A 26,670-nucleotide genomic window follows, 5' to 3' on the forward strand; every position below is an offset into this window, starting at 1 on the left:
ACCTCACAGCGCGTTGAACTACCAGACGCCTGCCGAGTTCGCGGCCGGCCACCGGCAAAAAGAAGCAACCCAGGACACAGGAAAGATCATCAACTGAACTTTACTAACATGCCCCTGGCACTGCTAATGGGGGCACATCATCGTTGTTTCAGATGTCTGCAAGGTTCTCAGCATCGCTAACCCAAGCGACGCAATGAAGAAGGCAGATGTTGCCACTGATGAATTTACTAGCTTGAAGCTAGGAAATACCCGTGGACGGCCCTCTATTGTCATCTCCCGCTCCGGTGTCAACAAGCTCATCCTCAATTCCCGCAAGCCGGGGGCTGTGCAGTTTAAGAACTGGCTGGCCCGTGTGGTTATCCCGGCCCTCCAGGATGACGGCATGTACGTGGTGGGGGAGGAAAAGGTAAAGAGCGGGGAGCTGACTGATGACGAATTCATTCTTGAGGCAATGACAAGGCTGAAGGGCAAGGTGGAGAAGTGGAAAGAGGAAGCAGAGAAGCGGGTTTATCTTTAAACATCAAATACTTATCCTGAGTCCAAGCACCTAAACCCTCACCTTTGCAGATATACGCGGCCTCCGTCCCCTCCTCCGCAGGAGTGACCGCTTTCAATCCAGGCGTTGCAACCCTGTCCCCAAGTGAAGTACCAAGCTGACTTCTGTGCAGCTTGCCCTTAGTTCATCGGCATCCTTCAGGCAGGGAGTCAGTCTCGCGATTTGTTCTCGCGTCTGTCTCTCTGCCTATGTTTTGGAGCCCTTCCAGTTCTCTGGAGGGGCTCTTTTTATTCATTTTTGCTCACCGATATGGGCCAGCACCGAATTGCCACTTTCCCCATTCAATTCAAAGACTTACCGCAAAAGTACAGGTCCCCACCCTCACCTTAGCAGAAACGTACCAAGTCTAGGGCACCGAACACTGGCCGTACGGTAAGCGAATGCGGACGCAGTAGGTAGGACCTCCACACAATACAAACAGGAGTAACCGATGAACGAAAATGCAAATGTGTACGAAGTAATGCAGACAGGTCTAGAAGCATGGAAAAAGATCGATAAGCGCAAGTTCAACCAGAGCGACCCGAACAAGCTGGCCCAGTTCATCCATGACTTTGCCAAGAATAGTAAGGCAGCGTGGTCTCAGTACCTTACCCGTCCGGAGCTGGCTCAACAGATCGTTGCCAAGGTAACCGCAGCCTCCATCTCCGACAAGGGCACCCCAGCGCTGTTCGATGCCTTGGACAAAGTACGAGACCCGGACACCGGACTCACCATTGCTGATTCCAATGCAGAGCTTGCAGTTGCCATTGCGAGTGGTCGTAAGACAGCAGAGAAAATGCATGACCAGCGAATTGAGCGGGATGCACAGCCTGCCCTCCTCAAGGAGCTACTGGGGTGGAAACAGCAGGTAGCTCAAGGGCAGCTTGTGCCTGTGGAGACCCTGGCAGCCAGCATTGGTCCTGGTAAGCAGTTCGCATCGCACGAGGCTGCTGCAGCATTCGACCACTGGCAGCGTGAACAGATCGGCAAGAACGATGATCTGGCAACGGCTCTGCAGCTTTACGATGAAGGAATGGGATATCTTCTGACGCCGAAGCAGCAGAAAGGCGTCTCCGAGCATCGGACTGCTCCTCTTGTGACTGCCATTATTAGTGCTCCAAACCAGGCTGTACTAAACGAGGCTGCTGCAAATCTAGCCGACATGCATACACGAGGGCAGCTCACCATCCCGAATGAAACCCTTAAGCGGTTCATCGACGGTCTCACCGCAGTCCCCATGGATCAATCCGGGGTCCCCAATCCGCGCTTCCTGGCTGCTGCAGCTCTCTACAAGTCATTCCCTGACAATGTACGAAAGCTGTACTTCAGTGAGGATGCTGACACCCTCTTCCGCAGCTACACCAAGGAAACGGCCAACGGGGTTGACCCTGGTTCCGCTTACAAGGGTGCGTACACCGCAATCTCCCCTGAGGCAAAGGCCCAGATGCAGGAGATTACGAAGCATCCGGAGTGGCAGGCAGGGATGTCGAAGACGGTTCAGAAGGTTGTGGATGGTCTCCAGTACCAGCCATCCAAGGACTTCATCCCATTCAGGGATAACCTCCCGGCCAACCTGGGCCTCACCAGCGCGGCAGCCACGGCTGAAGCCAAGCGTTTCATGCTGACCCACCCCGATATGGGTGAGGAGGATGTGAAGGCCCATGTGGAAAGCTGGGTGCAGTCCAACTACGTCCACGATACAAAGACCAACCTCCTTGTGGGTGTGCCCCCTTCGGTAGGTCAGACCGGAAACAAGGTCATTACGTACCAGCAGGAGAAGCTGCTGAAGCAGTATGGGGAAGACTCCCGGCCCACCCTGGTCTACCTCGGCAACGGCAACTACCAGATTCAGACGATGAATCCGGTGGCTATCGTCGGGACCACTACCTGGGATTCTCTGAAGAAGGACCATTCGGAGAACACCTCACTGACCGATGCAGACCGCGCTTCTCTCTCCAGCCTGCACGAGGCAGCCACCAAGGGAACCTTGACCGCTGATGCAGTCAACACCTACGCCCCACTCTTGTCCAAGATTCGCACATTGGGACTTGATGACAAGATTCCAATGAAAGCGATTAACGATGCACATGATAAAGCGCTACGCACTGCACTTTCTAATATTCCTAAACTAGCCATCGGTGGTGCGTCTAGTGTCGTGGGTCCTGTACCGCAGGCACTTAATGACAGCACTGCCCAGAAAGAAGCCACACTCCGGTTCCTCCATTGGGGCACCTCTGGAATGCAACCCAAGCTCACCGAAGCTCTCATCACGCAGGGTGAAGGTGTGGTCCTCCGTGCTTCCCCTGACCCCGCTGGTGGCGCAGGGATGAACATCGGCATGGGCTACAACCTGAAGGCCAACGAAGGCAACATCAAGGAAGACTTCCGCAAAGCGGGGATTCCTGTGGAAGCCATCGAGGACATCAAGGCAGGTCGCAAGAGCATCACCCAGGACCAGGCAGAACGACTCCTGGCAGAGCATCAGAAGGTGGTGGAGGTCTATACCCAGGTGGAACGTGGGGAGATGCCCTCGGAGGAACTGGACAAGGTTCTCCCACAGAACCTCCCGGAGACACCAGAGCCTACCGTGGTTACCCCTGAGCCATCCGAGACCGCTGGCTTCCTCCCTGGCTCCATCGGTTCTGCTCAGGTAGGCCACGTATCCGCTCCGGAGACCACTCTAGGTGGCAACATCCCCTTGGCTCACCAGGGTATTGAGGACTCAGATGTTCATGACGTACTGGGTCACCTCAAGAAGTACACCACGGAGGACTCCACGAACGGCCGTGTGATGTCCGTGGATTGGGAAAGGTGGCACCGGGAGAATCCGGACACCTACAACCAGTACCACCTGGCAGTAGAACGGGAGACCCGTGATGCCATCCAGGACCACGACCTTGGAGAAACCATCCCATGGAGTCATACCCAGCTTGGGAAAATCTTCATGGAGCTGCGTACCTTCATCTCCGTGGCTCATGCCAAGAACTTCCTCAAGAATGCCAGCTATGCCGATAAGACTACCTTCTCGGTGTGGATGTATGGTCTGACCGGGGAAGCACTCATGTACTCCCTGCAGACTTCCCTGAACTTCGCCCATAACAAGGAGGAGTTGCAGAAGAGGCTGTCACTGGAGAGGATTGCGCAGGCTGCCGTACAGAGAGCGTCAGCGTTCGGCATGATGCCTGCGGTGTTGAGTACGGGGTACTGGGTGGGGAGCGGGAATGATCTGTTCGGGCATACCGGCACGGCAAATACCAACAATCGGGACCTCATCAAGACCCCATCGGGAATGCTCTTGACTGACCTCTACAACGCTCCAAAGACCCTTGCCGGGGTCCTTAACCCATGGTCCGAGACCGTTACGACGAAGCAGGAAGTGCGGGACCTGTTCTCTCTCCTCCCGTTTGGCAATACCTATGGTATGCGGAACATTCAGGACTATGTGAGCAGCCAGTTCCCGGTGAATCAGCAGTGGCACAGCTACCCGTAATCCACCATTCAGATCGGCACTTTCACATCCAAGGGGAGACTGCGTTCTCCCCTTACTTTTTCAATTCAAAGGAATAGATATGGCAAAACCAAAGATTAGCGCTTGGTGCAGGCGACAGACCTCAAATGGCATCAATAAAGCAGACGCACGAATGGCCCTAAAGCGCTACCAATTGGCCTGTGAGGCTGCTGTTCAACCCTTCCTAGACGCCCCCACGGAGGAAACGAAACGTGCGGCGATCGACGCGATAAACGAGTTTATTAGCATGTACCAACGGTGGGTGGAACCGTACTTGGGCGAGGTGTTGGCTCAGGGACAAGGCAGCACCCCTGCCAGCACCGCCGCAGAGGCTCTTGGACAGCTTTTTGCAGCTCCATCAGAGTTGACCAAGGGCTGGGCGGTAAATGCACTGGAGGGCCATTTGATGGTTTCTACGGCCACCAGCGGATAAAATTAAAGATCAATAACGAGAAAGGCCAACCATGACCGCAGCCAAGTCAACGAGGATTGAACCGCAAGACATCGGAAGGGTAGCCGAAACGCAATCCGCTGAAACAGTGAATGCGTACCTTTCCCTTGGGTGGATTATCGTCGGCACCTCTAGCAACCATTATTCAGAGCATGGCTATTCGTTCGCCTATCATTTAGGATGGCCGAGGAGTCTTGGAGAGCCGAAGCTCCCTCCAGACCCAATGCAATCTTTCTTAGGGGGCTTGAAGGGAACGGAATCACCCGGCGAGAAAGCCCCATGGGATGACTGAGTACCGGCAATACTACAGGGGGATACGGCCTTTAAGGGGCCATCCCCCTACTTTCTAAACTGTGACACGACGCCGTAGCGGCCTTTCCCTTGACCACGCCTAAAGCCGCCTACTTGTTGGCTGAACGCGTCTTCCCTACTGATTCGGGTTAGTGTTCTGCTCGTCCCTGGGACGGTCATGGATAAGTTCAGCGTCCAGGCGATCAAGAAACCTAGATGGGTTTAGGTGCGTATAGCGCTTCAGCATCGCCAGGCTCTTGTGCCCCGTAATTGTAGACGCCTCCATCTCCTTGAACCCCTTCTCAAACAGTCGTGAAGTAGCCTCGTGCCGTAGGTCATGGAAGCGAAGCCCAACGATGCCACACTTCCGGCACATATCGAGGAACTGGTTGGAGATTGTGTCTCGGAAGACTGCAAAGACGTACTCTTTGGGAGACCGGTAGGTTCTTGGGAGTGGCTGCAGCCCGGGCCTAGTCCAGGGGAATATATCTGGGTTCTCTTTAATTGTTCTTAGGGCCGCTACGGCCTTCTTTGAGAGGGGAACTACTCGGGAGTCGCCGTTCTTTGTATCTCCCAGATATACCATTCGCTCATTGAGGTCTACATCCTGCCACCTCAGGCTCACCAACTCACCTCGCCTCATCGCAGTCTCTACCGCAACGATAATGGTTAGCTTGAGCCACCGCTTCCCATGATCTTCGCAACAGGCAAGTAGCCGCTCCTCTTCACCGGCCTTGAATCTCCTGTCTCTCCCTCGTGGAATCTTTGGCTTCCGCATGGTCTTGACCGGGTTCTTCAGCCCATCGAAACCCCAGTCAGTAACGGCGATGGAAAACAGATGAGATATCAAGGCAAGTTCAATGCGCACCGTATTGCCACTGATACCTGAAGTCAAACGCCTGTCCCGATAACTGGATAAATGCATGCTCCTAATCTTATCGAGTTGGAGTCCGGATATCGGATGGTGCTGCAGTCTTTGGATTAAGGTCTTCTCTTGGCGAGCACCCTTCTTCAAGGGTGTAACTCGTTGGGCGTACAGACCAAGCGCATCGCCCAATGTGGGAGTCCTGGATATCCTGCGAGACCTGATTGGCTCTGTCTCACGAATTTCATACGTATTCTCGGCTTCCCTTGCCCAAACATCAGCCTCAAGGTAAGTGTCGAATGTCTTTGAAAGTTCTGGAAGACCTGCTTTCCTGATGATTACCTGAAAGCGACCAGAGGGCCTGAGTCGGAAAGTTGCCATGGTAGCGATAGAACGCAAAACACCACGGTAGCAGCCCTGCACAGAATATCAATGTGGGGAAGTGTGACTAATACAGTTCTGGAAATGTCGGGGGAGGCGGGTTCCGGAAGGTCTGCGGTCTTGCTTGAGACCAACTCTGAAGTGCGCAAAGTCCATATTGCTTGGCAATGCGGACTGCCAATATTGGATCAATGGAATACAATGAAAAAAGCCTGCACAAAGCAGGCTATTTTTGACCCAACTGTGACCCAACCGAGTGGGTCAGCGCATCGAAATGTTAGTGAGCGCTACGGCTGAAAGCCTAGTAAAACTGGTGGACAGTACTGGGATTGAACCAGTGACCCCCGCCGTGTGAAGGCGGTGCTCTACCCCTGAGCTAACTGTCCGGGAAGCTGCGCATTATGGCACAAACCGTGCGCGGAATCAATTCGTTGCTGTTTCCGGCTCCACGCGCCAGAGACACTTCCCTTTTACCTCCTTGTCGAGGCGGTCCAGCAGGGCTTCGTGCTCGGTGAGTTCTTCTTCGCTCGCCCGCAGGATGACGATCTCGGCCAGCGATACCACTTCGACCACCTGCTCTTGCGCGATGCCGGTTTCGGGCGCGGCAAGGTCGATGGTGAGGCTGTTCTGGCCGCGGGTCATCGCGAGGTAGACCTCGGCCAGCAGTTCGGCGTCCAGCAGCGCGCCGTGCAGGGCGCGGTGGGCGTTGGAGATGCCGTAGCGGTCGCACAGCGCGTCCAGTGAATTGCGCTTGCCGGGATGCATTTCCTTGGCCTGGACGAGCGTGTCGGTGATGCAGTGGACATGCTCGGCGAAACGCGGGAAGCCGAGCCGTTCGAATTCGGCGTCGAGGAAGGCGAGGTCGAAGGGGGCGTTGTGGATGATGATTTCGGCGTCGCGCACGTAGTCCCGGAGCTCGTTCGCGATTTCCGCGAACTTGGGCTTGTCGCTCAGGAATTCGGTGGTCAGGCCGTGCACCGCGAGCGCACCCTCTTCCGAATCGCGCTCGGGGTTGATGTAGCTGTGAAAATTGTTGCCGGTGAGCCGGCGGTTCACGATTTCCACGCAGCCGACTTCAATGATGCGGTCGCCGGAGCGCGGGTTCAGGCCGGTGGTTTCGGTATCGAGGACGATTTGTCTCATGCTTGGTGTACGGTTGCGGGTGTCTGGCCGGCAGGAACAGCGGCAGGTTCGCCGTGCAGCTTCTTGCGGGCCAGGAAAGTATAGAACGTCGGGACGACGAACAGGGTGAGCAGCGTGCCGAAGGTCATGCCGCCGACGATGACCCAACCGATCTGGATGCGCGATTCGGCGCCGGCACCGGTGGCAAGCGCCAGCGGAACCGCGCCCAGCACCATCGCGCCGGTGGTCATCAGGATCGGGCGCAGGCGCAGGATCGCGGCTTCGACCACTGCGTCGCGCATGGATTTGCCTTCCTCGCGCAACTGGTTCGTGAATTCGACGATCAGGATGCCGTGCTTGGTGATGAGGCCGACCAGCGTGATCAGGCCGATCTGGCTGTACACGTTGAGCGTGCCGCCGCTCCATTTCAATGCCGCCAGCGCACCCGCCATCGACAGGGGCACGGTGAGCATGATGATGAAGGGGTCGACGAAGCTTTCGAACTGCGCGGCCAGCACGAGGTAGATGAAGGCGAGCGCGAGGATGAAGGTCAGCGCCAGGCTGCCGCTCGATGCCCGGTATTCGCGCGAGGAGCCGGAAAGGTCGGTCGCGTAGCCGGGCTTGATGATGCGCTTGGCGGTGTCTTCCATGAACTCGATCGCTTCGCCCTGCGTGTAGCCGTTGGCAAGGTTGGCGGTGATGACGGCGGCGCGGCGCTGGCCGAAATGGTTCAGCTCGCGCGGGGCGACGGTCTCGCGGACCTTGAGCAGGCTAGACAGCGGCAGCATCTGGTCCGGCGCGCCGTTCTTGCCGGTGGCGCGCACGAAGATGTTGTTGATGTCGTCCGGCGCGTCGCGTTCGCCGTTGCGGATCTGCACGACGACGTCGTACTGGTCGCCGCCCTTCTTGAAGCGCGTCACGTTGCGCCCCCCGAGCATGGTCTCCAGGGTGCGGCCGACGGTTTCGATCTGCACGCCGGCGTCTGCTGCCTTGTCGCGGTCGACCTCGACGTTGACCTGCGGCTTGTTCAGGCGCAGGTCGGTGTCGATGTTGGCGAGGCCGGGGTTCTTGCTGGCCTCGGTGACGATCTGCTGCACCACCTCTTGCAGTTCGCCGTACGAGGCATTGGTCAGCACGACGAGGTTGACGGGGCGTTCGCGGATGGACTGGCCAAGCGACGGCGGTGCGTTCGGGAAGGCCAGCACGCCGGGCACGCCGGCCATCTTCGGCTGCATGTCCTTGATGATGTCGAGCGTGCTGCGCTCGCGCTCGCTCCAGTCGACGGTACGGAAGAAGGCGACGCCGCGTTCCACGGTGGGGTTGCCGGCGATGATGAACACGCGATCGATTTCCTTGGCCTCGGCGGCGATCTGTTCGAGGCGGCGCGCATATTTCTCGGTGTATTCGAGGGAGGCGCCGTCGGGACCGGTGAGCGCGGTGAAGATGGTGCCGCGGTCTTCGATCGGGGCGAGTTCCTTTTTCATGCCCGAGACCAGCCAAACCAGTGCACCGATGACGAGCAGGTAGACGAGCAGCACCAGCCAGCGCGCGGAAAGTGTCATCGCCAGGATGCGGCGATAGCCGGAGGTGATGGCATTGAGCGTGTTTTCGATCGCGCGGTAGACGGGGCCGTGCTTTTCCTGGTGCTTGAGCATGACCGAGCACATCATGGGCGACAGCGTCAGCGCGACGAAGCCGGAGACGATCACCGCGCCGGCCAGCGTGAGCGCGAATTCCACGAACAGGCGGCCGGTGCGTCCTGGCGTGAAGGCGACAGGTGCGTACACGGCGGCCAGCGTGAGGGTCATGGCGATCACCGCGAAACCGATTTCCTTGGCGCCCTTCAGGGCGGCCTCGAAGGGTTTCATGCCCTCCTCGATGTGGCGGTAAATGTTTTCCAGCACCACGATGGCGTCGTCCACCACGAGGCCGATGGCGAGCACCAGCGCGAGCAGGGTCAGGGTGTTGATGGTGAAGCCGGCCAGCGACATCAGTGCGAACGAGCCGATCAGGGAGACCGGGATGGTGACCAGCGGAATGATCGATGCGCGCAGCGAGCGCAGGAACACGAAGATCACCAGCGCCACCAGCACGACGGCTTCGCCGATGGTGGTGTAGACGGACTTGATCGAGCGCTCGATGAACAAGGTGTTGTCGACCGAGATGGCGATCTTCACACCCTGCGGCGCCAGTTCCTCGTTGAGTTTCGGCACCTCGGCCTTCACGTAGGCGGCCAGTTCCAGCGGATTGGCGGTCGCCTGCCGGATCACGCCGAGCGATACAGCGCCCTGTCCGTTGAAGCGCACCGAGGTACGCTCGGCCGCCGGGCCCAGTTCCACGCTGGCCACGTCCTTGATGCGCACCGCGTAGCCGTTGACGGTGCGCACGACGATGTCTTCGAATTCAGCCGGCGTCGTCAGGTCGGTCTGCGACACGACCGAGAATTCACGCTGGCGGGATTCGATGCGCCCCGCCGGCACCTCGACGTTCTGGCGGCGCACCGCGTCTTCCACGTCCGCGGGTGTGAGGCGGTAGGCGGCCAGCTTGTCGCGGTTGAGCCAGACGCGCATGGCGTACTTGCGCTCGCCGCCGATGCGCACGTCGGCCGCGCCGGGCAGCAGTTGCAGGCGTGGCTTGACGATGCGGTTGGCGATGTCGGTGAGATCGAGCTGCGACATGTTGTCGCTCGAGAACGACAGCCAGATGATGGGGTTGGCGTCGGCCTCGACCTTGGCGATGACGGGTTCTTCGATGGTCTGCGGCAGCTTGGAGCGCACGCGCGAGACTCGGTCGCGCACGTCGTTGGCGCCGGAGTCGGGGTCCTTTTCAAGGCGGAAGCGCACCGTGATCTGGCTTTGCTCGGCGCGCGAGATCGAGGTCAGCACGTCGATGCCGTCGATGCCGGCGATCGAGTCCTCCATCGGCTTGGTCACGGCCGACTCGACGATTTCCGCACTCGCGCCGGGATAGCGGGTTTCCACCGTCACCACCGGCTCATCGATCTTCGGGTATTCGCGCACGGCAAGGCGGTTGTAGGACACAAGACCGATCAGCACGATGATGAGCGACATCACCGTCGCAAACACGGGACGGCGGATACAGATGTCGGATAAGACCATGATGCGCTCCGGTTAGCTCTTCGGTGCGGGCGCGGCGGATACCGTGGCGGGCTTGCCGTCCGGTCCGAACATCTGGGCGATGCGCACGGGGGTTCCATCCTTGGACAGGCGGATCTGTCCGGCGGTGATGACGATATCGCCAAGCTGCAGCCCTTGCACGATTTCCACGCGGGCCGCGCGGCGCAGGCCGGTCTTGACCTCGGTACGCTGCGCCTTGCCGTCGACCACCTTCCAGACCATGACCTTGTTGCCCTGCGGGACAATGGCCTCCTCCGGAATCACCATCGCATTCTCGCGCTCGGCGAGGATGAGCCTCACGCGCGCGAACATGCCGGGCTTGAGCCGGCCTTCGGGATTTTCAATGCGCCCGCGCAGCAGTGCGGAACGGCCGGAACTGTCGACCTGCGGATCGATGGCGTCCACCCGCGCACGGAAAGGCTTGGCGGGCAATGCGTCGACGATGACCTCCATGCCCTGCCCCCGCTGCACCAGGTCCAGGTAGCGTTCGGGCACGCGGAAATCGACCTTGACGCTGGAAATGTCTTCCAGGTTGACGAGGTCGGTGCCGTCTTTCACATAGTCGCCCACGCTGACGTTGCGGATGCCGACGATGCCCGAAAACGGTGCGCGGATCTCCAGCTTGGACAGCCGCGCCTCGGCCAGCGCCAGCTTTGCCTCGAGCACCTGCACATTGGCCTGCGACTCGTCGCGCGCGCGCTCGGAAATGAACTTCTGTTTGGCGAGATCGACAGTGCGCTCGAAGTTGGCCCTGGCGATGCCCAGCTCCGCCTTCGCCTGCTGCACTTCGGCCTGATTGACTGTGGAATCGAAAGCGATGAGCAGCTGCCCCTTCTTCACCTGCTGGCCATCATTGAAATTCAGCTTCGCGATGCGGCCCGACACTTCCGGCCGGATGACCACCGCTTCGTTGGAGCGGATGGTGCCGGTTGCGTTGACGTCGTCGACGAGGTGGGCTGTCGTCACTTGGGCAGCATCGACGGAGACCGTTGCGGCGGTGCCACTGCCGGCCTTGAGGGCGCCTCCCTGGGGCAAGGCAGTCTGTTCGGTCGGCCCCTGCGGTTGTCTCTGGACAAAATAAGCGTAGGCGCCGAGTGCAGAAATGCCGATGGCGGCGATGGCGGGGTACAGGAGTCTCCGGGTGTTCATGTGCTCTTCTGCGTTTTAGTATCGTCAGTGGCAATCTCTGTTGCCAACGAGCGAATGTAGCATATCGGAGAGATCACGACACAGAGGCTACGCCGAGGTTGGCAAGCGCGTCGGCACGCTCGTTGCCGTCGTGCCCCGCGTGGCCCTTGACCCAGCGCCATTCGATCTTGTGCCGTGCCTGTGCGGCATCCAGTTCCTGCCACAGGTCGGCGTTCTTTACCGGCTCTTTCGCGGCTGTCTTCCAGCCGCGCGCCTTCCACCCGTGGATCCATTCGCTGATGCCCTTCTGCACATACTGGCTATCGGTATGGACAATGACTTCGCACGGGCGTTTCAATGCTGTGAGCGCTTCGATCACCGCGCGCAGTTCCATGCGGTTGTTGGTGGTGTTCAATTCGCCGCCGTACATCTCTTTCTTGTGTGCGCCGGCAATCATCAAGGCTCCCCACCCGCCGGGGCCAGGATTTCCCTTGCATGCCCCGTCGGTAAATATTTCCACTTTATCCATGCTTATTTGTGTTTCTGTATGCGATTGGTGGCCGGCACGCCTTGTGTGGCGTGCGCGGCCTTCTTGGCCCAGACCGGGCCGATGAGGCGCATGCCGCGGATGCGCTTGATGGCGTGAACGATGTAGACGGCGCCGAGATAAGGCCACCACCGGTCACCGGCGCCCTCCATGAAGGTGAAGCGGCTCAGCCATTTCTCCGTCATGCATGGCGGCGCGTAGCAGCCGAAATGGCCGCGGCTGACTTCCATGTTGAGCAGCTTGAGCCAGTCCTTGAGACGCGGCACGCTGATGAATTCTCCTTCTGGCGGCAGGAAATGCGCGCCCGTCAGACGGCCGGCCAGATGGCGCAGCCCCCACATGCTTGCCGGGTTGAACCCGACGATGATGACTTGCCCTTCCGGGCGCAGGACGCGCTCGACTTCGCGCAGCACCTGGTGCGGTTCGGCGGCGAATTCGAGCACGTGCGGCAGGACGATGAGGTCCAGGCTCTGCGATGCGAAGGGCAGTTCGGCGAAATCGTGCACGACGACAATCGGCGACCGATCCCCCTCTCCGCTTTCCGCCGGCAGGTTGACGTCGGTCAGCCACTTGTTGGGCATGCGGTTGGCCTGCAGCGCATTCACCTGCGGCAAGCCGATCTGCATGGCATTGAAGCCGAAGATGTCCGCCGTCAGCATGTCCAGCCGCGCCTGCTGCCAGGCACGGATATAGCTCCCGGCCGGCGTATCGAGCCAGGGGCCGAGGGCTATAATGGATTTTTCGACAGGAGGACGATCCATCGTATGCTGAATGTGTTGACTGTTCCGGCGTTCCAGGACAATTACCTGTGGCTGATTCACGATGGCGCGCGCGCCGCCGTTGTCGATCCCGGCGATGCCGCGCCGATACTTGCGGCGCTCGCGGATAACGGCCTTGCCTTGGCCGCTATTCTACTGACTCATCACCATGCTGACCATGTCGGCGGCGTGCCCGCGCTGCTGGCGCGCTTTCCGGTGCCGGTATTCGGCCCCCGCGGCGACGGCATTGCGCAGGTCACCGTCCCGCTGGGCGAAGGCGATACGGCGCGGATACCTGAGCTCGGGCTCGCCATGCAGGTGATCGACGTCCCGGGCCATACCCGCGGCCATATCGCCTACTACAGCCCGGAAAACCACTGGCTATTCTGCGGCGACACGCTCTTTGCCGGGGGCTGCGGCCGCCTGTTCGAGGGCACCCCGGAACAGATGGTGAATTCGCTCGACAAACTCGCAACGCTTCCTGAGCAAACGCAAATCTTCTGCGCGCATGAATATACTCTTGCCAATTTACGCTTTGCTAACGAGATCGAGCCGGATAATATTCAGTTGAAATCGCGCATCCGGCACGAACAATCCAAGCGCGATCAGGGCACGCCGACCGTGCCCTCGACAATCGGCCTGGAAAAGGCCACCAACCCGTTTCTGAGGTTCCGCGAGCCGGACGTTGCCGAGCGGCTCATGCAGCGTGGAATCATTTCCACGGGGGAACCAATTGCTGTTTTTGCTGCCTTACGCGAGTGGAAGAATTCCTACCGTTAAGGCGTTGCCGTTTTTGTAAGAAAAGCAATAATTCTTGACGCAGGAAAACACCATTACGTAAACTCATCCGATTCAACCCGGCGCCGACGATCGCCGGGCACCAATAACAGCAAGCGAGGACACATGCAGCCGCTGAAAAGAAGAACTCTCCCATTTACAGCGATAGTCATCCTCGGCACACCGCTCGCCGCGCAGGCAGCGGACCTTTCCCTCCCCCTCCACACCTGGTCCCAGGTTTCCGCGCTGGAACGGCCGTACGACCCGAACGACCCGCTCGCGCAGGTGCTGTCCATGGAGGAGGTGGACGTGTGGGCGCGCATCCGCAAGGGTTTCGCGATTCCCGACCTGGACAACCCGCTGGTGGCCAACCACGTGGACTGGTACACCTCCCGCCCGGATTACATCCAGCGCACTACGACGCGCGCTTCGCGCTACCTGTTCCATGTGGTGCAGGAGCTCGAAAAGCGCAACATGCCGACCGAGCTCGCGCTGCTGCCCTTCATCGAATCGGCGTTCAACCCGCAGGCATATTCCAGCGCGCACGCGGCCGGGATGTGGCAGTTCATCCCGTCCACCGGGCGCGACTACAACCTGACCCAGAGCATGTTCAAGGACGAGCGCCGCAACGTGCTGGCCTCGACCGACGCCGCCCTGACCTATCTGCAGCGGCTGTACGGCATGTTCGGCGACTGGCAGCTCGCGCTGGCCGCCTATAACTGGGGCGAAGGTTCGGTGCAGCGCGCGATCAACAAGGCGCGTGCAGCCGGCGTGGCGACCGACTTCAACGGCCTGTCGCAGTTCATGCCGGCGGAAACGCGCAATTACGTGCCGAAGCTGCAGGCGGTGAAGAACATCATTGCAACGCCCGGCGAATACGGCATCGCGCTGCCGAAGGTGGACAACCAGCCCTACTTTGTCACCATCGGCAAGACGCGCGACATCGACGTCAAGGTGGCGGCGCAGCTGGCTGAATTGTCGGTCGACGAATTCAAGGCGCTCAATCCGCAGTTCAACCGCCCGGTCATCCCGGCCGGCTCGGGTACGCAGATCCTGCTACCGCAGAGCAACGCAGAGAAGTTCAAGTCCAACCTCGGCCGCTGGGGCCGCGCCCTCTCCTCCTGGACGGCACACAAGGTCACCAGCGCGCGAGAGAGCATTGCTAGCATCGCGAAGCGGTTCGGCACCACGCCGGAAGTCATCCGCGAAGCCAACAACATCCCGCCGAAGATGGTGGTGAAGGCCGGTTCGACGGTCCTCGTGCCGCGCACCGACAGCGCGCCGGAAAAGGACATCGCGCCGGAACTGGTCGAAACCGCGAAGCTGGTCACGGCACCGGACGTGCCGGAGACCCGCAAGATCTACGTAAAGGTGGGCAAGAAGGACAGCCTGGCGGCCATCGCGCAACGCCACAAGGTGAGTGTCGCGCAGATCAAGTCATGGAACGACCTGAAACAGGACAAGGTTGCGGCCGGCACGCGCCTGGAGCTCAATGTGCCGAACAAGGCAGCGGCCGGCAAGACGGCCCCTGCGCGGCAGGTCGCGAAGAACACGTCTTCGAACCGCAAGGCGGCGCCTGCCCCGGTGCGCAAGACCAGGGCCACCGCTGACAACAGCAAGAACACGAAGAAGCGCTCCTGACGCGCCTCAGGCCGGCGCAACGCCGGCCTGGCTCATCCTCGCGCCTGTCTTGCTCAAGGTGGAATACGTTGCCGCCGCCAACAGGCGCTGGGTGTAGACCTGCGACGGATTCGACAGCACATCCTCCGTCTTCCCCGACTCCACCACTTTCCCGTCCTTCATCACCATCACGCGGTGCGCCATGGCGCGGATCACCGCGAGGTCGTGGCTGATGAAGAGGTAGGCCATGCCGTACTTGCGCTGCAGCTCGGCAAGCAGCAGCAAGACCTGCTGCTGGACCGAGACGTCGAGCGAAGACGTGGGCTCGTCGAGCAGGATCAGGTCGGGCTTGAGCACCAGGGCGCGCGCAATCGCGATGCGTTGGCGCTGGCCGCCGGAGAATTCATGCGGATAGCGCGACATCATTTCCGGCGCCAGCCCCACCTCGGACAAGGCATTGGCCACTTCCCTGCGCAAGCCCACGCGCCCGAGCTGCGGCTGGTGCAGCTCCAGGCCCTCGCCGACGATCTGCTCGATCGTGCGGCGCGGCGACAGCGAGGCGAAGGGGTCCTGGAAAACCACCTGCATGCGGGCGCGCAAGGGGCGCAAGGCGGCGCTCGGCATCTCGCTGATCGGCTTGCCGACGAAGGCGATCCTGCCATGCACCTCGGCCGAGGACAGGCGCAGCAGCGCCATGCCCAGCGTCGACTTGCCCGAACCCGATTCGCCGACGATGCCCAGCGTTTCATGAGGTTTCAGCTGCACGTCCACGTTGTCGACGGCAACGAAGTGCGTCTTCTTGAACCAGCCCTGCTTGAGGGTGAAGGTGCAGCGCATTTTTTCCGCCGTGAGCAAGGGCGCGGCGTTTTCCTCGACGGTGCTCACCACACGCTGCGGGCGGCTTGCCAGCAGCTTGCGGGTATAGGGTTCGCGCGGCTGGACGAACAGGTCGTGGGTGGTGGCTGTTTCGACCAGCCTGCCCTTTTCCATCACGCCCACGCGGTCGGCGAAATGCCGCACCAGGTTGAGGTCGTGCGTGATCATCAGCACGGCCATGTTTTCCTCGCGCTGCAGCTGGTTCAGCAGTTCGAGGATCTGCACCTGGATGGTCACATCCAGCGCGGTGGTCGGTTCGTCGGCGATCAGGAGCTTGGGCCGGCAGGCCAGGGCCATTGCGATCATCGCCCGCTGGCGCTGGCCGCCGGAGAGCTGGTGCGGGAAAGCCAGCGCCCGGCGCGCCGGTTCGGGAATGCCGGTCTTGTCGAGCAGTTCGACCGCGCGCAGCGCCGCCGCCTTCGCGCTGATTCCTTCATGCAGCATCAACACCTCGGCGATCTGGTTGCCGATGGTGAACAGCGGGTTGAGCGCGGTCATCGGCTCCTGGAAGATCATCGCGACATCCTTGCCGCGCACGCCGCGCATCGCCGCTTCCGTTTTTTTCAGCAGGTCTTCGCCTTCGAACAGAATGCGCCCGCCGTATTGCGCGTCGTGGTTCAGCCGCAGGATGGACAGCGAGGTGACCGTCTTGCCGGAGCCCGACTCGCCGACCAGCGCGAACTTCTCGCCGGCCGCAATGGAAAAACTGACATCGCTGACCACCGTCGACGAGCCGAAGGCGACCTTCAGGTTCTGTACATCGAGCAGGCTCATGCCTTCCTCCGCACGTCGAGCGCGTTGCGCAAGGCATCGCCGATATTGGTCAGGAGCAGCAGCATCATGGTCAGCGCGACAAAGGTCGATGTCGCGATCCACCACGCATCGAGGTTGTTCTTGCCCTGCGCGAGGAGCTCGCCCAGGCTGGGCGTGGGCGGCGGCACGCCCAGGCCGAGGAAGTCCAGGCTGGTCAATGCGAGGATGGCCGCGCTCATGCGGAACGGCAGGAAGGTCACGACCGGCGTCAGGCTGTTGGGCAGCACGTGGCGCCAGATGATCTGGCGGTTGGACAAGCCGATGGCACGCGCGGCCTGCACATACTCCAGGTTGCGGTTGCGCAGGAAATCGGCGCGCACGTAGTCGGACAGGCCCATCCAGCCGAACAGCGACAGCAGGATGAGCAGCAGTCCGAATCCCGGCTCGAAAATGGAGGCGAAAATGATCAGCAGGTAGAGCTCGGGCATCGATCCCCAGATCTCCATGAAGCGCTGGAAGAACAGGTCCGTTCTGCCGGCGAAATAGCCCTGGATGGCGCCGGTGACGACGCCGAGGATGACGCCGGTGATCGTCAGCGCGAGCCCGAACAGGACCGAGACGCGGAAGCCGTACAGCAGGCGGGCGAACACGTCGCGGCCGCGGTCGTCGGTGCCCAGCCAGTTGTCGGCCGAAGGCGGCGCCGGGTTGGGCGACTTGGCGAAATAGTTCAGCGTGTCATAGCGGTAGCGGTTGATCGGATAGATTGCCCAGTTGCCATCGCGCTTGAACTGGTCCTGGATGAAGGGATCGAGGTAATCCGCAGGCGTGTCGAAGTCGCCGCCGAACACTTTCTCGGAATAGGTCTGGAAGATCGGGAACATGATCTGCCCGTTGTAGCGCACCGCGAGCGGCTTGTCGTTGGACACGACGTCCGCCGCCATGCTGATGGCGAACAGCACGCTGAACAGGATCAGGCTCCAGTAGCCGCGGCGGTTCTGCTTGAAGCGCAGCCAGATGCGCCGGCCCGGTGAAATGGATGTTGTGCTTGTATTCATCGGTTCAGGCTTTCAAACTGCACGCGCGGGTCGGCCCACACGTAGCACAGGTCGCCCAGCAGCTTGACCACCAGGCCGATCAGCGTAAACAGGTACAGCGTTCCCATGACGACCGGATAGTCGCGGCGGACCACCGACTCGTAGGACAGCAGGCCGAGGCCGTCGAGGGAGAACAGTGTCTCGATCAGCAGGCTGCCGGCAAAGAAGGCGCCGATGAAGGCCGCCGGGAAACCGGTGACCAGGGGAATGAGCGCATTGCGGAAGACATGCTTGTAGAGCACCGTCTTTTCGCCCAGGCCCTTGGCTCTGGCGGTCAGCACGTATTGCTTGCGTATCTCTTCCAGGAAGGTGTTTTTGGTGAGCATGGTCATCACCGCGAACGAACCGGCGACCGATGCCGTGACCGGCAACGCGATGTGCCAGAGGTAATCGACGACCTTGCCGAACAGGGTCAGCTGATCCCAGTTGTCCGATGTCAGGCCGCGCAGCGGGAACCACTGCAGGAAACTGCCGCCGCCGAACATCACCAGCAGGAAAACGCCGAGCACGAAGCCGGGAATCGAATACCCGACCAGGACGACAATCGTGGTCGCCACGTCGAAGCGGCTGCCTTCGCGCACCGCCTTGGCGATGCCTAGCGGCAGGGAGATGAGGTAGGTCAGGAAGAAGGTCCACAGGCCGAGGCTGATCGAGACCGGCAGCTTGGATTTGACCAGTCCCCACACATCCTTGTGGTGGTAAAAGCTCTGGCCGAGGTCGAAGGTCGCGAAGCCCTTGAGCATTTGCCAGAAGCGCTCCACCGGCGGCTTGTCGAAGCCGTACAGGGCCTGGATTTCCTTCACGCGCTCGGCATCGATGCCCTGCCGTCCGCGGTATTCGGACGGGCCGCGCGTGGACACCTCGCCGGCCGCGCCCTGCCCCCGCAGCTCGGACAGCATCTGCTCCACCGGCCCGCCGGGCACGAACTGGATCACGGCAAACGTGATGGCGATGACGCCGAGCAGCGTCGGCAGCATCAGCAGCAGGCGTTTGGCGATATAAGCCCACAGGTTCATGGTTCACCCCTCATGTTCTATGCCTAGCGCGGCTTGGTTTCCCACCATGTCGAGATCACGTAGCCGTCCGCCTGGTAATACTTGGGGACGACGTCCGGGATGCCGAAACGGTTGCGGTAGGCCACGCGGTGCGTCCCCGAATACCAGTGCGGGACGGCGATGTACTTGTGCAGCAGCACGCGGTCGAGCGCGCGCGAGGCGGCCACCAGATCCTTCCAGCTGGTGGCGGCAACCACTGCGGCGACCAGCTTGTCGACCGCCGGGTCCTTGAGGCCCCACATGTTGCTCGATCCATTTTCGTCGGCGGCCGCGGAGCTGTACATGTCGAACAGTTCGTTGCCGGGGCTGGTGAAGGCGCCGAGGTTGGAGGTGGTCATCTCGAAGTCGAATTCCTGCATCCGGCGCTGGATCAGGGCAAAGTCGGCGGTGCGCTGGTTCACCTGGATGCCGAGCTTCTGCAGGTTGCGCACGTAGACGCTGATGATGCGCGACATCGAGCCCTGGTCGTCGATGATCTCGATCGTCAACGGCTCGCCCTTGGCATTGCGCAGCACGCCGTCGCGGTACTCCCACCCCGCCTCCTGGAGCAGTTCCTTTGCCTTGACCAGGTTCGCCCGCAGCGAGGACGGCGCTTCCGTCGTCGGCGGCACGGGCGCGGGGCCGAACACGGCCGGGTTGAGCTTGTCGCGCAGGGGTTCCAGCAGCTTCAGCTCGTCGGCCGACGGCAGGCCGGTCGCGGCGAGGTCGCTGTTGTTGAAGAAGGAATAGATGCGCTTGTACTGGCCGTAGAACAACTGGCGGTTCATCCATTCGAAATCGAGGGCCAGGGTGAGCGCCTTGCGCACCCGCAGGTCCTGGAACTGCGGACGGCGCAGGTTCATCATGAAGCCCTGCATGCCGGCGCCGTTGGAGTGTTTCAGTTCGCGCTTGATGATTTCGCCGCTCTCGAACTTCGGCCCGATGTAGGCGCGCGCCCAGTGCTTGGCCACGTTCTCGACCACGACATCGAACTCGCCGGCCTTGAACGCTTCCAGGCGCGCGGTGTCGTCCTTGTAGAACTGGTAGATGATGCGCTCGAAATTGAACATGCCGCGCCGCGACGGAATGTCGTTGCCCCAGTAATTGGGGTTGCGGCGGTAGCTGATCGAACGGCCGAGGCTGTACTGGTCGATCAGGTAGGGGCCGGTCGAGATCGGCGCTTCGAGCTGGATGCGGTCGAAGGCGGTGTTCGCCCCCCATTTGCGGGAAAAGACCGGCACCGTGCCGACGATCAGCGGGAGCTCGTGGTTGAGCGTCTTGAAGTCGAAGCGCACCGTGCGCTCGTCGACGACGACGCATTGCTTGACCTCGGCATACTGGATCTTGAATTGCGGCGCACCTTTCGCCACCAGGCTGTCAAAGGAATGCTTGACGTCGGCGGCGGTGACCGCGTCGCCGTTGTTGAACCTCGCCTTCGGATGGAGGCGGAAGGTCATGGACATCCGGTCGGGCGCCAGCTCCATGTGTTCGGCGAGCAAGCCGTACATGGTGGCAATCTCATCGGCGGAGATGCTGGCAAGCGTTTCGAACATGAGGTTCGACACCCCGGCGGCCGAAACGCCCTTGAGCGAAAACGGATTGAACTTGTCAAAGCTGGTACGCCGGTCGGGGTTGGCCAGGTACAGGCTTCCGCCGCGCGGCGCATCCGGGTTGACGTAGTCGAAATGCTTGAAGCCTTCCGGATACTTGGGCGTGCCGTACAGCGAAAACGCATGGGCGGCCAGGGCGTTGCCGGAGAACTGAAGCAGGCCGACGAGCAGCAAGGGGATGAGAGTCTTACGCATTCGCCTTATATATAGAAGCAATCCAGCCTGGGGATCGGCTATTGTACAGAAAGGGAAAGGCCGGACGGCCGCCTCTTCCTTGCCTTCTGGTAATCGTGAATGAGCGTTTTAACATGCCATTCCGGCAACACCGTTGATTTTGCCCAATTGCGCAAAAGGTTGCCGTTCGTGCCAAGCCACCCTACAATCGTGCCCTGTTTGAAAAAAAGCCCCGAGAACCGCGAAAACAGGCGCTTTTCCGGTGATTCCCGGCTGCGGCAAGGCCTAGTCCCATGTCGCGATACACGCGATACAATGCGCACCAAATTTTCTGGAGTCGTTCATGGCATTCCTGCAAGGCAAAAAAATTCTGATCACCGGTCTCCTGTCCAACCGATCCATCGCCTACGGCATTGCCCAGGCGTGCAAGCGTGAAGGCGCGGAACTGGCGTTCACCTATGTGGGCGAGCGCTTCAAGGAGCGCATCACCGAATTCGCCAAGGAGTTCGACAGCGAACTGGTGTTCGACTGCGACGTCTCCAGCGATGACCAAATCAACGCGACGTTCGCGGATCTCGGCAAGTCCTGGGATCACCTCGACGGCCTCGTGCACTCGATCGGCTTCGCCCCGCGCGAAGCGATTACCGGAGATTTCCTAGATGGTTTGTCGCGGGAATCGTTCCGTATCGCACATGATATCTCCGCCTACAGCTTCCCGGCGATGGCCAAGGCTGCGCTGCCGCTGCTGCGCCCGAATTCCTCGCTGCTGACCCTGACCTACATGGGCTCGATCCGCGCCACCCCTAACTACAACACGATGGGCCTGGCGAAGGCATCGCTGGAAGCCAGCGTGCGTTACCTGGCGGAATCGCTCGGCCCGAAGGGTATCCGTGTGAACGGCATTTCCGCGGGCCCGATCAAGACCCTGGCCGCAAGCGGCATCAAGGACTTCAGCAAGCTGCTCGGCATCGTCGCCGCACATGCGCCGCTGCGCCGTAACATCACGATCGAGGATGTGGGCAACACCGCAGCCTTCCTGCTGTCGGACCTCGCCGGCGGCATCACCAGCGAAATCACCTACGTCGACGGCGGCTTCTCGCACGTCATGTACGCGCCGGAAGAGTAATGCCTGCGGGGCGGACCGCGGTCCGCCCCTTTCCGGAAAATAAGCCGACGCCGGAGTCAAAAGTCTGTATAATGCGCCGCTGTGCATTGCAACATGCAGTGTACTTCGCAGCATCGCTTACCCAGTAGTTGTCGATAAAGCCCTCCCGCCTTTTGGTGTCGCCTTCATAAAGACACCGTCCCGGCGCAAAGCTTTGTGCCGAAATTTCTCAGAAAAATTCTCAGTTGTTTCGTTGGTTGGCGTTGCCTTTTCGTACCTTATCGTACTGTTTGATACCGTTCGCGCACGCGTGATGAACGTAGTCGCGGCGTTGCTACTCAAGAAAGAAACACAATGACATTTGAAACACTTGGCCTGAATCCGAATATCGTGAAAGCACTGACGGAAGCCGGCTACAGCAAACCGACTCCCGTCCAGGAGCAGGCGGTTCCCGCGGCGCTGCAAGCCCGCGACCTGATGGTTTCCTCGCAAACCGGTTCCGGCAAGACCGCAGCCTTCATGCTGCCGGCGCTGAACCGTCTCGCATCCGAAGAACAATCCGTCCAGCCCGGCCAGAAGACGCCGAACCAGGAACGCCAGTCGGCTCGTGCTCGCGGCGACCGTCCCCGCTACCAGCCGGCACAGCCGAAGATGCTGGTGCTGACCCCGACGCGCGAACTCGCGCTGCAGGTGACCAACGCAACAACCAAGTACGGCACCTACCTGCGCCGCGTGCGCACGGTGTCGATCCTCGGCGGCATGCCGTATCCGAAGCAGATGCAATTGCTGGCGAAGAATCCGGAAATCCTGGTCGCGACGCCGGGCCGCCTGATCGACCACATGGAGTCGGGCAAGATCGACTTCTCCCAGCTGCAGATGCTGGTGCTGGACGAGGCCGACCGCATGCTCGACATGGGCTTCATCGAAGATATCGAGAAGATCGTGGAAGCAACGCCGGAAACGCGCCAGACCATGCTGTTCTCGGCAACGCTCGACGGCGTGGTGGGCAGCATGGCCAAGCGCATCACGCGCGATCCGCTGGTGATCCAGATTGCCAGTGCCGGCAACCGTCACGAGAACATCCAGCAGCGCGTGCACTTCGTCGACGATCTGTCGCACAAGAACCGCCTGCTCGACCACCTGCTGCGCGATGCGTCGCTCGCACAGGCCGTAGTGTTCACCGCCACCAAGCGTGACGCCGACACCATTGCCGACCGCCTGAACATCGCCGGTTTCGCCGCCGCCGCCCTGCATGGCGACATGCACCAGGGCGCCCGCAACCGCACACTGGACGCGCTGCGCCGCGGCCATGTCCGCGTGCTGGTGGCGACCGACGTTGCCGCGCGCGGCATCGACGTGCCGGGCATCACGCACGTGGTGAACTACGACCTGCCGAAGTTCCCGGAAGACTACGTGCACCGCATCGGCCGCACCGGCCGTGCCGGCCGCAACGGTCTCGCGATCTCGCTGGTCAACCACAGCGAGAACATGAACATCAAGCGCATCGAACGCTTCACCAAGCAGACGATCCCGGTCGATGTGATCGAAGGCTTTGAACCGAAGCGTGCCGCATCGGCGCCGCGCAGCAACCGCAAGCCGAGCGGCTGGAAGCCGGGCGACAACCGCGGCGGCAAGCCGGCCCAGCGCACCTTCAGCAAGCCGGGCGCACCGCGCAAGGACGGCGGCGGCTACAACAAGGGTTCGCACTTCGGCGACAATGGCGGCGGACGCCGTTCCTACGGCGATCGCTGATCGCTCCCGCCCGTGAAGAAACGGCCGCCTCGCGCGGCCGTTTTTTTTTTTACAGCGCGCAGGTACGGAACCCGATGAACATGTCCTCGCGCCCGGGCAGGCAGAAATTGCGGAACTTCGGTGAACGCAGGCGCAGGCGTGTCGCGAAGGAGGCGCCGCGCACCGACTGGTGGCTGGTGAAGGCGGATTGCGAATACTCGCGCAAGGCATCCGGAGCAAAGCCCGGGTAGGGTTCGAACGGCGTGCAAGTCCACTCCCACAGGTCGCCCCAGCGCAAGGCGGGATGCCCGGACTGCACGGCATACTCCCATTCCGTTTCGGTCGGCAGACGCCGCCCCGCCCACATGCAATAGGCCTGCGCTTCGTACAGGCTGAGGTGGCGCACCGGCTCGTCCGGCGCCAATGTGACTTGCGTGCCGAAGCGCATGCCGCGCCAGCGGCGGCTGTCTCGTATCCAGTCGCGCGGCGCGGAACGGTCCATCGCCATCAGCCAGGCGCGGCCGGCGTCGCTCCAGAATTGCGGATTCTGGTAGCCACCGTCGTCCACGAACTCGCCGAACTGCGCATTCGACACCAGCGTCGAATCCATCTCGAACGTGGGTACGTGGACGGGATGTGCCCATTTCTCGTTGTCGAACACGAAGCCGCTGCCGGGCTTGCTGCCGAGTTCGATCGTCCCGCCCGGAAAACGGATCTCGCCCTGGGCCCACGACGGCATCGGGCGCTGCGCAAGCTGCTGCGGGGCGGCGATGTTCAGGGTCTGCAGGCCCTGCGCCATCGCTTCGGCCCGCATGTCCTCGTAGGCAAGGGTGAGCCGGTACGGATAGAGGGCGGCGTCATCGTTCCTGGCCCGGCCGAGCTTGTCGAGCACGCGGTCCAGCACTTCATGGCAATAGGTTTTCAGCGCGCCCTTGCTCGGCAGGGCGAGCACGCGGCGCGCGTCGTGCGGTACGGCGCGGGGATCGAACCAGTCGTCGCCCCTGGTCAGCAGCGATGCGCGCTGCGGATTCGACGGCGGGCTCGATATTGCCTCGCGCAGGATGAACCATTCGGCGAACCAGGCGATATGCCCGAGCTCCCAAAGAGGCGGATTGACATGCGGCAGCTCGGGCATCCTGCCCGCCGCTTCCAGCCCCTCGGCCACGTAGCATTCGACAAGGTCCAGCGTGTATTCGCGCGCATCCTGCAAGGCACCGGCAATTTCATTGGGCGTGGCGGTGCGAAAGGAAAAATTCATTGTTGTCGTCGTCGGGTTTCCTGCTTATCCATTATCGATGGCGGCGATGCAAAAGCCAATGGCGAAAGGATACTGCCCGGATACGGATGGTTACAGGGACTTTGCAAGCCGTATGCCGGCGAACTGCCAGCGTGCCGACGACGGGAAGAAATTGCGGTACGTCACCCTGGAATGGCCGGGCGGCGTAGCGCATGAGGAGCCGCGCAATACGTACTGGTTGGACATGAACTTGCCGTTGTATTCGCCGATCGCGCCTGCCGCCGGGTTATAGCCGGGGTAAGGCGCGTAACTGCTGAGCGTCCACTGCCAGCAGGCGCCGAACAATTCGGAAAGGCCGTTCGACTGCTCGCGCTGCGAGGGCTGGGGATGGAGCCCATGCATGCCGAAGGAAGCGGCGCTGCTCGCCGCATGCTCCCACTCCGCCTCCGACGGCAGGCGCGCGCCGGCCCAGCGCGCATAGGCGTCGGCCTCGAAAAAGGACAGGTGGGTGGCCGGCCGGTGCGGATCGAGCGCGCACAGCCCGTATAGCGTGAATTCCTTCCATCCCGCGCCATCCTTGTGCCAATAGAGCGGATGGCTGAGGCGGTTCGCCTGCACCCAGTCCCAGCCCTCGGACAGCCAGAGCGACGAATCGGCATATCCGCCCTCTTCCACGAACTGGTGGTACTCGCGGTTGTTCACGAGGCGCGTCGCGATTGCGTACGGCTCGACGAACTGCCGATGGCGCGGGGTTTCGTTATCGAAGCAGAATCCGTCGTCCGCATGCCCGATCCCGACCAGCGCCGCTTCCTGCTCCACCCATTTCAGCGGCGCCGCGGGCGGCGATGGCCGGTATCCGGCAGCCGAATAAGCCGGCCACAAAGGATTGAGCGAGAGCATGTGCTTGACGTCGGTCAGCATCAACTCCTGGTGCTGTTGCTCGTGCTGCACACCGGTTTCCACCAGGCCGAGCAGTTCCGCCGTCAGGGTCTGTTCCGAGAGCAAGGTGGAGATGCGCTCGTCAACCGCGTGGCGGTAAGCGACAACCTCGCGCAAGGCGGGACGGGTGAGCATGCCGCGCTGCGGGCGCGGATGCTTGTCGCCCACGCCGTTGTAATAGGAATTGAACAGGACGCGGAACGCCGGATGGAAGGGTTTGAAACCGGGCTCGAAGCGTTCGAGGACAAAGGTTTCGAAGAACCATGTGGTATGCGCCATGTGCCATTTGACCGGGCTCGCATCCGGCATCGATTGCACGCAGCAGTCTTCGTCGGACAGCGGGTCGGCCAGCGCCATGGTGCGCTTGCGGACTTCGAGAAAGCGCGCCGCGATCGTATCGACATTCATGTTCCGTCTCCATCACATGGCGCGCGCATGGCACACCATGAACCACTCGCGCTCATCGGTCCAGGTGCGCACGCTGCCGAAGCCGGCGCGTTCGAGCAGTTGCAGGAAATCGTGGCGCGCGTACTTGTAACTGTTTTCGGTATGGATGCGCTCCCCCTGCCGGAAATGCCGCTCTCCGCCGTTCCAGCGCACGACCACTTCGCCACGCGCCTCGAGATGCATCTCGACACGCCCCAGGCCTTCGTTGAAGCTGCCGGCATGCCGCCACTGGCGCACGTCGAAATCGGCGCCAAGCAGCGCATTCACGTGACGCAGCATGTTGAGGTTGAATGCCGCGGTGACCCCGATCGCGTCATCGTAGGCGTTATCGAGTATGGACTTGTCCTTGATCAGGTCAACGCCGATCAGCAGGCTGCCGTCGCGTCCGCAGGCATCGCGTATGCGCCCGAGCAAGGCGGCCGCTTCCACGGGCGTGAAGTTGCCGATGGAGGACCCGGGGTAAAAAAACAGGCGCCTCTCGCGCCGTACCTGCTCCGGCAATTCGAGGGTATGCGAGAAGTCCATGCCGATGGCATGCATGCGGATCACG

General features: G+C 61.2%; 20 protein-coding genes and 1 tRNA gene. 7 read left to right on the forward strand and 14 right to left on the reverse strand.

Going from position 1 to position 26,670, the window contains the following annotated elements:
• The first annotated feature begins 139 nt into the window (after positions 1–139).
• The 3 genes from VFF99_RS14040 (at position 140) to VFF99_RS14050 (ending at position 4,476) form a co-directional block, all read left to right on the forward strand.
• Positions 140–517, forward strand: a complete 378-nt coding sequence (locus VFF99_RS14040; RefSeq protein WP_325018941.1) for a BRO-N domain-containing protein — start codon at positions 140–142, stop codon at positions 515–517.
• A 469-nt stretch (positions 518–986) separates the two neighbouring features.
• Positions 987–4,025 (forward strand): hypothetical protein, encoded by a 3,039-nt coding sequence (locus tag VFF99_RS14045; RefSeq protein ID WP_325018905.1) that lies wholly within the window; start codon positions 987–989, stop codon positions 4,023–4,025.
• Between the two features lie 79 nt (positions 4,026–4,104).
• Positions 4,105–4,476: a hypothetical protein gene (locus VFF99_RS14050; protein WP_325018907.1), complete on the forward strand. Its 372-nt coding sequence runs from the start codon at positions 4,105–4,107 to the stop codon at positions 4,474–4,476.
• A gap of 445 nt (positions 4,477–4,921) precedes the next feature.
• Here the strand turns inward: VFF99_RS14050 and VFF99_RS14055 are convergent, their stop codons facing one another.
• The 7 genes from VFF99_RS14055 to VFF99_RS14085 form a co-directional block, all read right to left on the reverse strand.
• On the reverse strand, positions 4,922–5,653 hold the full coding sequence (locus VFF99_RS14055; RefSeq protein ID WP_325018909.1) for a site-specific integrase: 732 nt from the start codon (positions 5,651–5,653) through the stop codon (positions 4,922–4,924).
• Positions 5,654–6,342: 689 nt separating this feature from the next.
• A tRNA-Val gene (locus VFF99_RS14060) sits at positions 6,343–6,417 on the reverse strand.
• A gap of 37 nt (positions 6,418–6,454) precedes the next feature.
• On the reverse strand, positions 6,455–7,174 hold the full coding sequence (gene dnaQ, locus VFF99_RS14065) for a DNA polymerase III subunit epsilon (RefSeq protein WP_325018911.1): 720 nt from the start codon (positions 7,172–7,174) through the stop codon (positions 6,455–6,457).
• Positions 7,171–10,272: an efflux RND transporter permease subunit gene (locus VFF99_RS14070; protein ID WP_325018912.1), complete on the reverse strand. Its 3,102-nt coding sequence runs from the start codon at positions 10,270–10,272 to the stop codon at positions 7,171–7,173. The genes dnaQ and VFF99_RS14070 overlap by 4 nt, the downstream gene beginning before the upstream one ends.
• Before the next feature lie 12 nt (positions 10,273–10,284).
• Positions 10,285–11,439, reverse strand: a complete 1,155-nt coding sequence (locus VFF99_RS14075; protein ID WP_325018914.1) for an efflux RND transporter periplasmic adaptor subunit — start codon at positions 11,437–11,439, stop codon at positions 10,285–10,287.
• A 73-nt stretch (positions 11,440–11,512) separates the two neighbouring features.
• On the reverse strand, positions 11,513–11,947 hold the full coding sequence (rnhA, locus tag VFF99_RS14080; RefSeq protein ID WP_325018916.1) for a ribonuclease HI: 435 nt from the start codon (positions 11,945–11,947) through the stop codon (positions 11,513–11,515).
• A 2-nt stretch (positions 11,948–11,949) separates the two neighbouring features.
• Positions 11,950–12,726 carry a class I SAM-dependent methyltransferase gene (locus tag VFF99_RS14085; RefSeq protein WP_325018918.1) on the reverse strand — a complete coding sequence of 259 codons (777 nt, stop codon included), beginning with the start codon at positions 12,724–12,726 and terminating at the stop codon, positions 11,950–11,952.
• Positions 12,727–12,729: 3 nt separating this feature from the next.
• Here VFF99_RS14085 and gloB point away from each other — a divergent pair, with 3 nt between their 5' ends.
• The gene (gene gloB / locus VFF99_RS14090; protein ID WP_325018920.1) at positions 12,730–13,503 is read left to right on the forward strand and encodes a hydroxyacylglutathione hydrolase; all 774 of its coding nucleotides are present in this window, start codon (positions 12,730–12,732) and stop codon (positions 13,501–13,503) included.
• A 123-nt stretch (positions 13,504–13,626) separates the two neighbouring features.
• The gene (locus VFF99_RS14095; RefSeq protein ID WP_325018922.1) at positions 13,627–15,141 is read left to right on the forward strand and encodes a transglycosylase SLT domain-containing protein; all 1,515 of its coding nucleotides are present in this window, start codon (positions 13,627–13,629) and stop codon (positions 15,139–15,141) included.
• 6 nt (positions 15,142–15,147) lie between these two features.
• On the opposite strand, the gene VFF99_RS14100 is transcribed toward VFF99_RS14095, so the two are convergent.
• The 4 genes from VFF99_RS14100 to VFF99_RS14115 are packed head-to-tail and all read right to left on the reverse strand — an operon-like array spanning position 15,148 to position 20,682.
• Complete coding sequence (locus VFF99_RS14100; RefSeq protein ID WP_325018924.1) at positions 15,148–16,770, reverse strand: ABC transporter ATP-binding protein; 1,623 nt, start codon at positions 16,768–16,770, stop codon at positions 15,148–15,150.
• The gene (locus VFF99_RS14105) at positions 16,767–17,804 is read right to left on the reverse strand and encodes an ABC transporter permease (RefSeq protein ID WP_325018926.1); all 1,038 of its coding nucleotides are present in this window, start codon (positions 17,802–17,804) and stop codon (positions 16,767–16,769) included. The genes VFF99_RS14100 and VFF99_RS14105 overlap by 4 nt, the downstream gene beginning before the upstream one ends.
• Positions 17,801–18,859, reverse strand: a complete 1,059-nt coding sequence (locus tag VFF99_RS14110) for a microcin C ABC transporter permease YejB (RefSeq protein WP_325018928.1) — start codon at positions 18,857–18,859, stop codon at positions 17,801–17,803. Before VFF99_RS14110 ends, VFF99_RS14105 begins: the two co-directional genes overlap by 4 nt.
• 23 nt (positions 18,860–18,882) lie before the next feature.
• Positions 18,883–20,682 carry an extracellular solute-binding protein gene (locus VFF99_RS14115; protein WP_325018929.1) on the reverse strand — a complete coding sequence of 600 codons (1,800 nt, stop codon included), beginning with the start codon at positions 20,680–20,682 and terminating at the stop codon, positions 18,883–18,885.
• A 322-nt stretch (positions 20,683–21,004) separates the two neighbouring features.
• Between VFF99_RS14115 and fabI the strand changes: the two genes are divergently transcribed.
• Positions 21,005–21,787 (forward strand): enoyl-ACP reductase FabI, encoded by a 783-nt coding sequence (fabI, locus tag VFF99_RS14120; RefSeq protein ID WP_325018931.1) that lies wholly within the window; start codon positions 21,005–21,007, stop codon positions 21,785–21,787.
• 333 nt (positions 21,788–22,120) lie between these two features.
• Positions 22,121–23,518 carry a DEAD/DEAH box helicase gene (locus VFF99_RS14125; protein WP_325018933.1) on the forward strand — a complete coding sequence of 466 codons (1,398 nt, stop codon included), beginning with the start codon at positions 22,121–22,123 and terminating at the stop codon, positions 23,516–23,518.
• A gap of 49 nt (positions 23,519–23,567) precedes the next feature.
• Here the strand turns inward: VFF99_RS14125 and senA are convergent, their stop codons facing one another.
• The 3 genes from senA to VFF99_RS14140 form a co-directional block, all read right to left on the reverse strand.
• Positions 23,568–24,755, reverse strand: a complete 1,188-nt coding sequence (senA, locus tag VFF99_RS14130) for a selenoneine synthase SenA (protein ID WP_325018935.1) — start codon at positions 24,753–24,755, stop codon at positions 23,568–23,570.
• Between the two features lie 90 nt (positions 24,756–24,845).
• On the reverse strand, positions 24,846–26,081 hold the full coding sequence (gene egtB, locus VFF99_RS14135; protein ID WP_325018937.1) for an ergothioneine biosynthesis protein EgtB: 1,236 nt from the start codon (positions 26,079–26,081) through the stop codon (positions 24,846–24,848).
• Between the two features lie 12 nt (positions 26,082–26,093).
• A partial coding sequence (locus VFF99_RS14140; RefSeq protein WP_325018939.1) for an L-histidine N(alpha)-methyltransferase occupies positions 26,094–26,670 on the reverse strand: 577 nt, incomplete at its 5' end.

Origin of the sequence: Noviherbaspirillum sp., assembly GCF_035654295.1 — a bacterium.
In the GTDB taxonomy this organism is placed as follows: domain Bacteria; phylum Pseudomonadota; class Gammaproteobacteria; order Burkholderiales; family Burkholderiaceae_D; genus Noviherbaspirillum.